The organism is Sphingomonas sp. PR090111-T3T-6A, assembly GCF_000383095.1.
Lineage (GTDB): Bacteria > Pseudomonadota > Alphaproteobacteria > Sphingomonadales > Sphingomonadaceae > Solisphingomonas.
The window spans coordinates 1-11,773 of the sequence record NZ_AORL01000019.1 but is presented as its reverse complement, the minus strand read 5'-3'; the positions used below and the strand labels follow the sequence as shown (position 1 = coordinate 11,773).

12 protein-coding genes are annotated in these 11,773 nt (G+C 69.0%); 7 read left to right on the top strand and 5 right to left on the bottom strand.

What is annotated here, in order from left to right; all coding sequences use genetic code 11:
• Positions 1-46 precede the first annotated feature (46 nt).
• Positions 47-1,261, top strand: a complete 1,215-nt coding sequence (locus tag ST3T6A_RS0108910; protein ID WP_019832568.1) for a DUF445 domain-containing protein — start codon at positions 47-49, stop codon at positions 1,259-1,261.
• A gap of 60 nt (positions 1,262-1,321) precedes the next feature.
• Here ST3T6A_RS0108910 and ST3T6A_RS0108905 read toward each other — a convergent pair whose 3' ends face one another.
• Positions 1,322-2,011 (bottom strand): alternative oxidase, encoded by a 690-nt coding sequence (locus ST3T6A_RS0108905; protein ID WP_019832567.1) that lies wholly within the window; start codon positions 2,009-2,011, stop codon positions 1,322-1,324.
• 209 nt (positions 2,012-2,220) lie between these two features.
• Positions 2,221-3,504, bottom strand: coding sequence for a UDP-N-acetylglucosamine 1-carboxyvinyltransferase (gene murA / locus ST3T6A_RS0108900; protein WP_019832566.1), 1,284 nt, complete (start codon positions 3,502-3,504; stop codon positions 2,221-2,223).
• Positions 3,505-3,676: 172 nt separating this feature from the next.
• Between murA and ST3T6A_RS0108895 the strand changes: the two genes are divergently transcribed.
• Entirely contained in the window at positions 3,677-4,414 is a 738-nt protein-coding gene (locus ST3T6A_RS0108895; protein WP_019832565.1) for a Crp/Fnr family transcriptional regulator, read from the top strand.
• A 4-nt stretch (positions 4,415-4,418) separates the two neighbouring features.
• Here ST3T6A_RS0108895 and ST3T6A_RS0108890 read toward each other — a convergent pair whose 3' ends face one another.
• Positions 4,419-5,270, bottom strand: coding sequence for a class I mannose-6-phosphate isomerase (locus ST3T6A_RS0108890; RefSeq protein WP_019832564.1), 852 nt, complete (start codon positions 5,268-5,270; stop codon positions 4,419-4,421).
• A 71-nt stretch (positions 5,271-5,341) separates the two neighbouring features.
• The gene (locus ST3T6A_RS0108885; RefSeq protein ID WP_026359554.1) at positions 5,342-5,890 is read right to left on the bottom strand and encodes a hypothetical protein; all 549 of its coding nucleotides are present in this window, start codon (positions 5,888-5,890) and stop codon (positions 5,342-5,344) included.
• 400 nt (positions 5,891-6,290) lie between these two features.
• Here ST3T6A_RS0108885 and trmB point away from each other — a divergent pair, with 400 nt between their 5' ends.
• Positions 6,291-7,004: a tRNA (guanine(46)-N(7))-methyltransferase TrmB gene (gene trmB, locus ST3T6A_RS0108880; RefSeq protein WP_019832562.1), complete on the top strand. Its 714-nt coding sequence runs from the start codon at positions 6,291-6,293 to the stop codon at positions 7,002-7,004.
• A gap of 43 nt (positions 7,005-7,047) precedes the next feature.
• On the opposite strand, the gene ST3T6A_RS0108875 is transcribed toward trmB, so the two are convergent.
• Positions 7,048-8,175 (bottom strand): PQQ-dependent sugar dehydrogenase, encoded by a 1,128-nt coding sequence (locus ST3T6A_RS0108875; protein ID WP_019832561.1) that lies wholly within the window; start codon positions 8,173-8,175, stop codon positions 7,048-7,050.
• 182 nt (positions 8,176-8,357) lie between these two features.
• On the opposite strand from ST3T6A_RS0108875, the gene rimP reads away from it, so the two are divergent.
• From rimP to ST3T6A_RS20820, 4 genes are all read left to right on the top strand, one after another.
• On the top strand, positions 8,358-8,885 hold the full coding sequence (gene rimP, locus ST3T6A_RS0108870; RefSeq protein WP_019832560.1) for a ribosome maturation protein RimP: 528 nt from the start codon (positions 8,358-8,360) through the stop codon (positions 8,883-8,885).
• Between the two features lie 4 nt (positions 8,886-8,889).
• The gene (gene nusA / locus ST3T6A_RS0108865; RefSeq protein ID WP_019832559.1) at positions 8,890-10,515 is read left to right on the top strand and encodes a transcription termination factor NusA; all 1,626 of its coding nucleotides are present in this window, start codon (positions 8,890-8,892) and stop codon (positions 10,513-10,515) included.
• Positions 10,502-11,296 (top strand): DUF448 domain-containing protein, encoded by a 795-nt coding sequence (locus ST3T6A_RS0108860; protein ID WP_019832558.1) that lies wholly within the window; start codon positions 10,502-10,504, stop codon positions 11,294-11,296. The genes nusA and ST3T6A_RS0108860 overlap by 14 nt, the downstream gene beginning before the upstream one ends.
• A gap of 7 nt (positions 11,297-11,303) precedes the next feature.
• On the top strand, positions 11,304-11,773 hold a 470-nt coding region (locus ST3T6A_RS20820), incomplete at its 3' end, for a translation initiation factor IF-2 associated domain-containing protein (protein WP_193378624.1).

The window sequence follows — 11,773 nt, the reverse complement described above, 5'->3', positions numbered from 1 at the left end:
CTTGGCCCGACACCGCGTTTCCCTGTCCGATAACGGCGCCGCCACCATGCGCAGGGTGGCGGGCGGCCTGCTGCTGGCGATGGCGGCGCTCTATCTGGGCGCGCGCGCGATGGAGCCGGCGCATCCCGGCTGGGGCTATGTTCGCGCCTTCGCCGAGGCGGCGATGGTGGGCGGGCTGGCCGACTGGTTCGCCGTCACCGCCCTCTTCCGCCACCCGCTCGGCCTGCCGATCCCCCACACCGCGATCATCCCGCGCAACAAGGACCGGATTGGCGACAGCCTCGCCTCCTTCCTGCGGCAGAATTTCCTGATCCCCTCGGTGGTCGCGCGACGGATGCGCCGGCTCGACCTGGCGGGCGCGGCCGGGCGCTTCCTCGCCGCCCCCGGCGCGCGGGCCGAGGAGGCGAGCCGGCTCAGGATCGGCGCCTCCCGCCTGATCGCGGACATCGTCGGCGCGCTCGATGCCGAGCGACTGGGCGGTATGGTCCGCTCCGCCGCCGCGCAGAAGCTCCGCGCGATCGACGTCGCCCCGATCCTCGGCCAGGCGCTCGACGCCGCGATCGACCGGGACCGGCACATCCCGATTCTCGACGGCGCGATCGACTGGCTGGGCCGTGCGCTGCTCGCCAACGAGGATGTCATCCGCGCGATGATCAGCGAGCGCGCCGGGTCGGTGCTGCGCTGGACGGGCCTCGACGAGACGCTGGCCAACAAGATCCTCGACGGCCTCTACCGCCTGATCGACGAGGTCGCGACGGACCCGGAACATCCCCTGCGCGACAAGGCCGAGGCCGGGCTGATCGACCTCGCCCGCCGCCTGCGCGAGGACGAGGCGCTCCAGCATCGGGTCAACGCCTTCAAGGACGAGGTGATCGACAGCCCGGCGGTGGGCGCGTGGCTGGACGGGCTCTGGGGTCAGGCGCGGCTGGCGCTGCTGAAGGGGGCCCGCGATCCCGACGCGGCGATGGCGGGCCGGCTGGGCGAGGCGCTGGCCCAGCTCGGCGCCACGCTCCAGAGCGAGCCCCGCCTCGCGCGCACCATCAACATCTTCGCGCGGCGCGCGGCGGTGGGCGTGGCGGCCGCCTATGGCGACGGGATCGTCCGCCTCGTGTCGGATACCGTGCGCGGCTGGGACGCCGTGACCGTCACCAACCGGCTGGAGCAGGCGGTCGGCCGCGACCTCCAATATATCCGGGTGAACGGCACGCTGGTGGGCGGGCTGGTCGGCCTCGCCATCCACATCGTCGACCGGCTGTTCTGACAGTGCGAAACGGGCGCCCTCCCGAGGGAAGGCGCCCGTCCTGCTGGGGGGGCAGAGGGTTCAGGCGGCCATGCGGATGTCTTCCGCATGATCGGGGTAAGGGGCGTGGTCGGCGTGATCGACGGGCTCGCCGGCCAGCTCGCTCGCGAAGCCGTGGTTGACGTCGCGGTGGTGCGCCTCGTCCTCGCGGATCACCAGCACCACGTCGCGCAGCGTCGCATCGGCCGGCAGGTGCCAGTAATGGCGGGCGATGGCGGGCGCCGGGCCATTGGCGTGGCGACCGGTGTCGATCTCGGCGAGATAGTGGGTGTAACTGATGACCGCCTCCTCCTCGAAATAGCCGACCAGCCGGTGCGCCACGCGCGGCGCCACCAGATAGAGGCAGAAGAAGCCAAGGTAGAACAGCCACTGCACGGTGAGGATCAGCATCCGCTCGAACAGGTTGGGCTTGGCCACCTCGATGAAGGTCATCAGGTGCATCCGCTCATTCTCCGCTTCCTCCATGAGGGTGCGGATCCAGCCATGGTCGTCCACCATGCGGCGCAGGCAGCGCAGGTGGGTCAAGGTCGCGCCGACCATGCCCGGCACGGCGGCCACCGTCTCCAGCACGATCGCGCGGTGCCCGTAGCGGCGGGCGAACAGCGTATCGGCGAAAAAGCGGAGCATCTTGGTCACACCATAAGCGAAGGCATCGCCCGCATCCTGCGGCTGATGGTGGCGCTCGGCGAACGGCTTGACGACTTCAACCATGACACGAACTCCCTGTGTCCGGGCCGGCCCCTCGCCGGCTGAGTCACGAATGATGTATGTGGAATACTCCTTTCAAGGCGCCGGTCAACATAAGATGCATATTTTAAGCATCTTTTTTGTGCGCCGCACATAAGCCCATAGAAAAACGACCGCCGGCGGGCCTCCCCACCGGCGGTCGCGATGCTGTCCGGCCCTGAGCGGGCGGGCGCTTATTCGTCGGGCTGGCGCTCGATCTCGGCGCCGACGGCGGAGAGCTTCTCCTCCAGACGCTCATAGCCGCGATCGAGATGATAGACGCGGTGCACGCGCGTCTCGCCCTCGGCGGCGAGGCCGGCGAGCACGAGGCTCATCGAGGCGCGCAGATCGGTCGCCATCACCTCGGCGCCGACCAGCTTGTCGACACCGCGCACCACCGCCGAGCGCCCCGTCACCTGGATGTCGGCCCCCATGCGCGCCAGCTCGGGCACATGCATGTAGCGATTCTCGAAGATCGTCTCGGTCAGCACCGAGGCGCCGTCGGCGAGCGAGAGCATCGCCATGAACTGCGCCTGCATGTCGGTCGGGAAGGCCGGATAGGGCGCGGTCGAGATGGTGAGCGGCCTGAGCTTGCCATTGGCGGCGACGCGGATGCCGTCCGCCGTCTCGGCGACGTGCAGCCCCGCCTCGCGCAGATCGGCGAGGATCGCGGCCATGTCCGCCGCCCGCGCGCCGACCAGCTCGAGGTCGCCGCCGGTGATCGCGGCGGCGCAGGCATAGCTGCCCGCCTCGATGCGGTCAGGCATGACCTGATAGGTGGTGCCGTGGAGGCGCGGCTTGCCGTGGACGATGAGGCGTTCGGTGCCGATCCCCTCGATCTCCGCGCCCATCGCGACGAGGCAGTGGCAGAGATCGACGATCTCGGGCTCGCGGGCGGCATTGTCGATCACCGTCTCGCCCTGCGCGAGGGTGGCGGCCATCAGCGCATTCTCGGTGGCGCCCACCGAAACGATCGGGAAGACGATGGAGCCACCCCGAAGGCCGCCGTCTGGCGCGATGGCGCGGACATAGCCATGGGTGATCTCGATCTCGGCGCCGAGCTGCTCCAGCGCCTTGAGGTGGAGGTCGATCGGGCGGTTGCCGATCGCGCAGCCGCCGGGCAGCGAGACGGTCGCCTCGCCCATCCGCGCGATCAGCGGGCCGAGCACGAGGATCGAGGCGCGCATCTTGCGCACGAAATCATAGGGCGCGGTGGTGGAGGTGATCCGCGTCGCGTCGAGCGTCATGGTGCGCCCGAACTCGTCGGGGCTGCCGCCGGCGATCGCGGTCGACACGCCCATGCCGTTCAGCAGGTGCCCGAAGCCGTCGACATCGGCCAGGCGCGGCAGATTGCCGAGCGTCAGCGGCTCGTCGGTCAGCAGCGCGCAGGGCAACAGCGTGAGTGCGGCGTTCTTGGCGCCCGAGATCGGAAGACGGCCCGAAAGCGTGCGGCCACCACGGATGACGATCCTGTCCATGACAGCGCTCCTAGAGCATCCCCGCGCGCGCGCAAGACGCGACGCACATGCGGGGCCCCCGCCATCATCGGCATCGCTCCAAGTCCTTCAAAATCTTGATCGTTGTTAGCGCGAACCAAGCGCGTTCCGCCTACAGCTTGGGGCGATTACAAAGGGGCCCAGCGGAGAAGCGGTGGAAAAAAGCTGTCTGGCGGAACGGCTCGGCCGATATCTGCATCTTGTCGAGTCCGAGCGCCGGGCGCTTCTGGAGCTGGAGGAAGTCGAGCGGTCGGTCCCGCGCGGCACGGTGCTGCGCGCCGAACAATCCCCCACGCGCGAGCTGTATGTGGTGCGCAAGGGCTGGCTCTACAGCTCCATGCTGCTGGCGGACGGCAACCGCCAGATCCTGACGCTGCACCTCCCCGGCGAGCTGGCGGGCGAGACCAGCCTCGCCTGGAATCACGCGCCCTTCACCATCACCGCCGCCACCGACGCGACCGTGCGCATCATCGACAAGAGCGCGCTGCGCAGCCTGTTCGAGCGGCATCCCCGGCTCGCGATGCTCGTCCACGCGCTGACGCAGGCCGAGCGGGTGATGCTGGCGGACCGGCTCGCCTCGGTCGGGCGGACATCGGCGCGGGCGCGGGTGGCGGCGTTGCTGGTCGACGCGCTGCGCCGTCTGCGCGCCAGCGGCGAGCCGATCGAGGAGGGCATCCCCCTCCCCCTCACGCAGGAGGAGATCGGCGACGCCACCGGGCTGACGGCCGTCCACGTCAACCGCATGATCCGGCAGCTCGCGGAAGGCGGCCTGATCTCGCGCTCGAACGGCCGGGTCCGCATCCTCGACGAGGAGCGGCTCGCCGCCATCGCCAACCATATCGATCGCTACGGCACGATCGACACCGGCTGGCTGCCCACCGCGCTCTCCTGAAGGCTCAGCCGAGCAGCGCCTCGTTCGGCGCGCCGCCCGGATAGGCTACGAGCAGGTCGATGCCGGGCTTCACCTCGAACGGCACCGCGCTGTCGGCCAGCCACACGCCGCCCGGCCCGATCGGCTGGCCGTCGAGCACGCCCTCGCCCTTGAGCGGCACCAGCCATACCGGGCGTTCATGTGTCGCAGCGAGCGTGCCGCTGCGCGCCGAGGTCCAGCGCTCCGTCACGAAGGCGCACTCGGCGGCGAGCAGGCGGCGGCCCGGCTCGATGTCGCGCGGCTGGAAGGGCGCCACATAGGGCACCGGGTCCGCCACCGCGACGCCGTCGTCGAGATGCAGCTCACGCGGGCGGCCATAATCGTAAAGGCGGTAGGTGAGATCGACATTCTGCTGGATCTCGACCAGCACCAGCCCCGGCCCGATGGCGTGGACGGTGCCCGCCGGCGAATACCAGAACTGGTCCGCCTTCACGGCCTTCCAGTCGAGCTTGTCCTCGATCGACCCGTCGAGCGAGGAGGCGCGCAGCTCGTCGTGCGTCATCGGCCAGCGGGTGCCGATGGCGATGGTCGCGTGCGGCTCGGCGGCGAGGATCTGCCATGCCTCGCTCTTGCCGCGCTCATAGCCGCGCTTCTGCGCATCCGCATCGTCCGGGTGGACCTGCACCGACAGCTTCTCGGAGGTGAAGAGATATTTGATGAGGAGATCGGGATCGTCCTCGCCGACGCCCTTGGGCGCCTGGAACCAGATCTCGCCGACCGGATCGCCGCCCTCGGGAACATCATCGAAGCCCGGCCACAGATCGTGGCGCCCCCAGGGCTTCTCGACGCGCTTGGTTTCGAGGCGGATGGCGGGCATCGGAGGTCTCCAGTCTGGGGGCGTCTACCGAACGCTCCGACAGTGATCCGTTTCCGCCGTCCGCTCAAGCGTCAGTTGGGAAGATGCGTGTCGACCTTTTCCACCCATTCCGGGAAGAAGCTCGGCTCGCGGGACGACCAGCCCACCGCCGTCGCCGCCGCCTCGCTGATCGACTGGAGCAGCGCCCGCCGCCGATCGGGGTGAAGATGCGGCAACGCCGCCGCCGCGCAGAACGCCCCCGGCAGCCACGGCCGCACCGACGCGCCCAGCAGCCGCTCGTAGAGGAAGCGGTATGCGCCGAAGCTGCACAGCCGGTCCTGCCCCAGATCGAACGCGGACATGGTCACCAGCGGCGCCATGAAGGGTTCGATCGCATCCAGCCCGCTATCGTCCGGAATGATCTCCCGCAGCCCGGTGAGCCGGCCGTACATGCGGGTCTGCGCCCGGATGCTGGCGGCCTCCACCACATCGCGCGACCAGCGGCCGAGCGCGTCCTCGCGATCGAGCCCGACGTCGAGCGAGCGGCGGATATATCGCTGCGTCGATGCGGGGAAGGAGGCAAACTCCCTCATCTCCGCCAAAGCCATTGCACCGTCTGCCGGTCTTGCCTGCGTACCCATTGCCTTTCCCCACCGTGGCAACAGAAAGGTTACGCCTCACCCGGTTGCGCGAGGATTAACCGTCATCGCTGCCGTGACACAAAAGAAACACATAGACCCATTGCGGCGCAACATCCGTAAAGCGCTCCATCCATGGATTAGTGCCGAATAGGGGCACCCTGTATCCGATCGGTAACGGTCTAAGGCGCTGGGAGTCAGGCGTTTTCGGAGATTCGCGAGGGCTAATTGCCCGCCCGTCCCTGCAAAAAGGGCCTTGCCGGGGCCGGGGCGAGAATCTTTGGTCTAATCCGATCGGCTGCTGTGTCGGCATCGACACGCTCCGCGCGGCGGGGCGAGCCGCGCCGACGGCCCTGGCGCCAAGGGGTGCATCGGCGCGCATGAACCGCTAAGGGGCCGCACCATGACCGATCCCTTGACGATCCGCCGGCTCTATGGCCGCCGGCAGGGCCACGCGTTGCGCGCCGGACAGGCCGCGCTCGTCGAAGAGTTCCTGCCCAAACTGTCCGTGCCCGAAGAAGGCCCGCTCGATGCCACGCGCGTCTTCGGCGCCGACCGCCCGCTCGCTCTCGAAATCGGCTTCGGCAAGGGCGAGCATATGGCCCAGCAGGCCGAGATGCGCCCCGAGATGGGCTTCATCGGCTGCGAGCCCTTCCTCGACGGCGTCGTCGGCGCGCTGATGCAGGTGCGCGACCGGGGTCTCTCCAACGTCCGCATCCACATGGGCGACGCGCTGGAGGTGATGGACCGCCTTCCCGAGCAGAGCCTCGACCGAGCCTGGCTGCTCCATCCCGATCCCTGGCCCAAGGCACGCCACGCCAAGCGCCGCTTCATGAACCCCGGCCCGATCGGCCTGCTCGCCAGCAAGATGAAACCGGGCGCCGAGTTCCGCTTCGGCACCGACCATCCGGTCTATGTCCGCTGGGCGATGATGGTGATGGGCTCGCTGCCCCAGTTCGCGTGGCAGGCGAAGGGGCCGGGCGACTTCCTCGTCCGCCCCGACGACTGGCCCGAGACGCGCTACGAGCAGAAGGCCCGTCAGAAGGGCCATGAGGTCTGGTATTTCCGCTACATCCGCACGGATGTGCCGGCGACGGTGCGGTCGATCCCGGAGTGACGGGTAATCGGGGCGGCCCGCCCGAGGCGCCCCGATCGGCCGCTTACTTCTTCTTCGGCGTCAGCTTGATGAGGCGGCCCGAATCCTCGTCCTCGATCACCCAGATCGCGCCATCGGGTCCGACCGCCACGTCGCGGATGCGGTGGCCCATGTCCCAGCGCTCGGCCTCGCGGGCGCCGTTGGGGCCGTCGAAGGCGACACGCACGAGCGACATCACCTTCAGCCCGCCGATGAAGGCCGAGCCCTTCCACTGCGGGAACAGGCCCTTGTCGTAGAAGGCGAGGCCGGCGGGCGCGATCACCGGCGTCCAGTAGACCACCGGCTTCTCGAACTCGGGGCGGGTGTCGTGCTGAGGGATCGGCGAGCCGTCATAGTTGATGCCGTTCGACACGGTCGGCCAGCCGTAATTCTTGCCCGGCGTGATGATGTTCAGCTCGTCGCCGCCCTTGGGGCCCATCTCGACCTCCCAGAGCGTGCCCTTGGCGTCATAGGCGAGGCCGTAGGGGTTGCGGTGGCCGGTGGTCCAGGTCTGCGCCTTGACGCCGCCTTCCTTGTACATGGGGTTGTCGGTCGGCACCGAGCCGTCGAGGTTGAGGCGGATGATCTTGCCGAGCGCCTGGTCCGGGTCCTGCGCCGGCGTCTTGCGCATCCGCTCGCCGGACGCGAAGAGCATGTGCTTGCCGGCCGGATCGAAGGTGATGATGCCGCCGAACTGGCCGCCGTCGCCCTTGGGCATCTGGCGCCAGATCACCTTGAGGCCGTCGAGCGCCGTGCCCTTCAGCGTGGCGCGCGCGACGGCAAGGCTGCTACCGCCCTCGCCGGGCTCGGAATAGCTGATATAGACCTGATGATCGGCCGCGTAGTGGGGCGAGATCGCGACGTCGAGCAGGCCGCCCTGCCCCTCATATTGCACCGCCGGCACGCCACTCACTTCCTGCTTCTGGCCGGTCTGGCTGACGAGGAAGATCTTGCCGGGCTTCTCGGTGACGAGCATGTGCCCGTCGGGCAGGAAGGCGATCGCCCAGGGGAAGTTGAAGGTCGCGACCGGGGTTTCGACGAAGGGCTTCACCGGATTGGGCCTGGCGTTGCCGAAATTCATCTCGGCGGCGGCCGGCATCGCCGTCATCGCGGCAGTGGCGAACAAGGCGGCGGCGAAAAGGGCTGTGCGCATGGACAAGTCTCCGAACGGGGCCGCCCGCCCCCCGGCGCCGGCAGCTTGTGCTCCGCACCACGCTTGCCGATCGCCGTCAACCGGATTATATGGAACCTGCCTTCTCGACATTGGAAACTCTGCCGAGGCTGGTCCCAGACGGGGCCGGCTGGAAGGCGCTTGAACATCCAACCGGGAATCGCATGACCGACATCGCCGTCCTCACCAGCCTGATCGAGCCCGAAGCCAAGGCGCTCGGATTCGCGCTGGTCCGCATCAAGATGATCGGCGGCAAGTCCGACCCGACGCTCCAGATCATGGCCGAGCGCCCCGATACGCGCCAGCTCGACATCGCCGATTGCGAGGCCTTGAGCCGCCGAATCTCCGACGTGCTCGACGCCGCCGATCCGATCGAGGAGGCCTATCGGCTGGAGGTGTCGTCGCCCGGCATCGACCGCCCGCTGACCCGCGAATCCGACTTCGCCGACTGGGCCGGCTTCGACGCCCGCGTCCGCCTCGTCGAGGAGATCAATGGCCGCAAACAGCTCGATGGCCGCATCGTCGGCATCGAAGGCGACACGATCACCGTCGCGCTTTCGAAGAGCGGCGACGCGTTCGCATTTCCCTTTTCCGCCATCGCATCGGCCAAGCTGCTCTTGACCGACGCGCTCATCAAGGCCACCGCGCCCCTCTCGACAGAGGGTGCGGACTCTATCGTCAAGGAAGGATAAGCCCGTGGCCACCGCTATTTCCGCCAACAAGGCCGAACTGCTCGCCATTGCCGATTCGGTCGCGCGCGAAAAGCTGATCGACCGCGAGATCGTCATCGAGGCGATGGAAGACGCGATCCAGCGCGCCGCCAAGACGCGCTACGGCGCCGAGAACGACATCCGCGCCAAGATCGACCCGCGCACCGGCGACCTCCGGTTGTGGCGCGTCGTCGAGGTGGTCGAGGCGGTTGACGACTTCTTCAAGCAGGTGTCGGTCGCCGACGCCCAGAAGCTCCAGAAGGGCGCCGCGATCGGCGACTTCATCGTCGACCCGCTGCCCCCGATCGAGTTCGGCCGCATCCAGGCGCAGGCGTCGAAGCAGATCATCTTCCAGAAGGTCCGCGACGCCGAGCGTGAGCGCCAGTATAACGAGTTCAAGGATCGCGTCGGCGAGATCATCACCGGCGTCGTCAAGCGTGTCGAGTTCGGCCATGTCGTCGTCGATCTCGGCCGCGCGGAGGGTGTCATCCGCCGCGACGCGCAGATCCCGCGCGAAGTGGTCCGTGTGGGTGATCGCATCCGCTCGCTGATCCTCAAGGTCGGCCGCGAAGTGCGTGGTCCGCAGATCTTCCTCTCCCGCGCGCACCCGGACTTCATGAAGAAGCTGTTCGCGCAGGAAGTCCCCGAAATCTACGACGGCGTCATCACCATCATGGCCGCCGCCCGCGATCCGGGCTCGCGCGCCAAGATCGGCGTCATCAGCCGCGACAGCTCGATCGATCCGGTCGGCGCCTGCGTCGGCATGAAGGGCAGCCGCGTGCAGGCCGTCGTGCAGGAGATGCAGGGCGAGAAGATCGACATCATTCCGTGGTCGCCGGACGTCGCCACCTTCGTGGTGAACGCGCTCCAGCCGGCGCATGTCGCCCGCGTCGTCATCGACGAGGATGATGAGCGCATCGAGGTGGTCGTCCCCGACGATCAACTCTCGCTCGCCATCGGCCGCCGCGGCCAGAATGTCCGCCTCGCCAGCCAGCTCACCGGCAAGGCGATCGACATCCTGACCGAGGCCGATGCCTCCGAGAAGCGCCAGAAGGAGTTCGTCGAGCGCTCCGCCATGTTCGAGGGCGAGCTGGACGTCGACGAGACGCTGGCGCAGCTCCTCGTCGCCGAGGGCTTCGGCGCGCTGGAAGAGGTCGCCTATGTCGACCCGGCCGAGCTGGCCGCGATCGAGGGCTTCGACGAGGATCTCGCCGCCGAGCTCCAGAGCCGCGCGCAGGAAGCGCTCGACCGCCGCGAGCAGGCTGCTCGTGAAGAGCGACAGGGCCTGGGCGTCGAGGATGGCCTTGCCGAACTCCCCTACCTCACCGAGCCGATGCTGGTGACGCTGGGCAAGGCGGGCATCAAGACGCTCGACGATCTGGCCGACCTCGCCACCGACGAGCTGGTCCAGAAGAAGCGCTCGGAGCCGCGCCGCCGCAACGACAGCGCGCCCGCCAAGCAGCGTTCGGAGGACAAGGCCGGCGTGCTCGCCGACTATGGCCTGACCGAGGATCAGGGCAACGAGATCATCATGGCCGCGCGCACCGCCGCCGGCTGGTTCGCCGATCTCGAGCAGACGCAGGAGGACGCGGCTGCGGATGGCGAGCAATGAGACTCCTGACGGCCTGACGCCGAAGGCATCGCGCACCCCGCGCGAGACTCATGAGCCCGAGAGGAAATGCATCCTCTCGGGCGAGCATGACGCACGCGACGATCTGATCCGCCTCGCCATCTCGCCCGACGGGATGGTGCTGCCCGACGTGCGCGCCAAGGCGCCGGGTCGCGGCGCGTGGCTGGGCGTCGACCGGCCGACGCTCGAGGCCGCGATGGCCAAGGGCAAGCTCCGGGGCGCGCTGGCGCGTGCCTTCAAGGGCAAGCCGCTGACCGTGCCCGACAATCTCGGCGAGATGATCGAGACGGCGCTCGAGCGCGCCTTCCTCGACCGGCTCGGGCTGGAGTCGCGTTCGGGCATGTTGCTGATCGGCAGCGACCGCATCGCGGAGGCCGCGCGCAAGGGCCGCGTCCACCTGCTGATGCACGCGTCCGATGCCAGCGAGGACGGCTCGCGCAAGCTCGATCAGGCGCTGCGCGTGGGCTCCGATGCCGAAGGATCTGGCCTCCGGGGTCTGGACCTTCCGGTCTCGCGCACCATATTGGCAATGGCGCTGGGCCGCGAAAATGTGGTACATGTCGCGCTCGTCGACCGGGCTGCCGCTCGGCGTGTCGGCGATGCGCTCGCGCGCTGGCGCGGATTTATCGGACGGGACGGTGAGGCCGAGCCTCGCGACTCTTCGCGGGGCCGTTCGGCTTCGGCCACTTTGAACGAAGCGGGCCTTCCCGCCGATGGTGATGACGATGGCGGCGATGCCGCCCTGGATGACGTGGGGATTTGAGTAGTCGATGAGCGATCAGGACAAGCCGAAACTGGGCATGCGGGCACCGCTGGGCCTCAAGCGCACGGTGGAGACGGGCAAGGTGAAGCAGAGCTTCAGCCATGGCCGCTCCAACACCGTGGTCGTGGAGGTGAAGCGCCGCCGCATCCTCGGTCGCCCCGGCGAAGGCGAGCCGCAGGTCGAGACGCAGGCCCCCGAGCCCGTCGTCGAGGCGCCCGCGGCCGTGACCCCGCCCGCTCCGGCTCCGGCGGCCCCTGCCTCGGCTCCGGCCGCTGCTGCGCCCGCCGCCGCTCCGGTCGTGCCCGAACCCGCACCGGTTGAGCCGGCTCCGGCGGCCCCCGTCGCAGCGCCCGAGCCCGCACCCGAGGCTCCCGTCGCCAAGGCGGAGCCTGCTCCGGTCGCGGCTCCGGCGCCCGCTCCCAAGCCCGCCCCTGCGCCCGCGCAGCAGGCCTCGCGCCCGGCCCCCACGCCGGCGCC

What these genes read in the sequence shown, in the direction of transcription:
- ST3T6A_RS0108910 (WP_019832568.1), top strand. Translation starts at nt 47, where the DNA reads ATGCGCAGGGTGGCGGGCGGCCTGCTGCTGGCGATGGCGGCGCTCTAT.
- ST3T6A_RS0108905 (WP_019832567.1), bottom strand. Translation starts at nt 2,011, where the DNA reads ATGGTTGAAGTCGTCAAGCCGTTCGCCGAGCGCCACCATCAGCCGCAG.
- murA (WP_019832566.1), bottom strand. Translation starts at nt 3,504, where the DNA reads ATGGACAGGATCGTCATCCGTGGTGGCCGCACGCTTTCGGGCCGTCTT.
- ST3T6A_RS0108890 (WP_019832564.1), bottom strand. Translation starts at nt 5,270, where the DNA reads ATGCCCGCCATCCGCCTCGAAACCAAGCGCGTCGAGAAGCCCTGGGGG.
- ST3T6A_RS0108885 (WP_026359554.1), bottom strand. Translation starts at nt 5,890, where the DNA reads ATGGGTACGCAGGCAAGACCGGCAGACGGTGCAATGGCTTTGGCGGAG.
- trmB (WP_019832562.1), top strand. Translation starts at nt 6,291, where the DNA reads ATGACCGATCCCTTGACGATCCGCCGGCTCTATGGCCGCCGGCAGGGC.
- ST3T6A_RS0108875 (WP_019832561.1), bottom strand. Translation starts at nt 8,175, where the DNA reads ATGCGCACAGCCCTTTTCGCCGCCGCCTTGTTCGCCACTGCCGCGATG.
- rimP (WP_019832560.1), top strand. Translation starts at nt 8,358, where the DNA reads ATGACCGACATCGCCGTCCTCACCAGCCTGATCGAGCCCGAAGCCAAG.
- ST3T6A_RS0108860 (WP_019832558.1), top strand. Translation starts at nt 10,502, where the DNA reads ATGGCGAGCAATGAGACTCCTGACGGCCTGACGCCGAAGGCATCGCGC.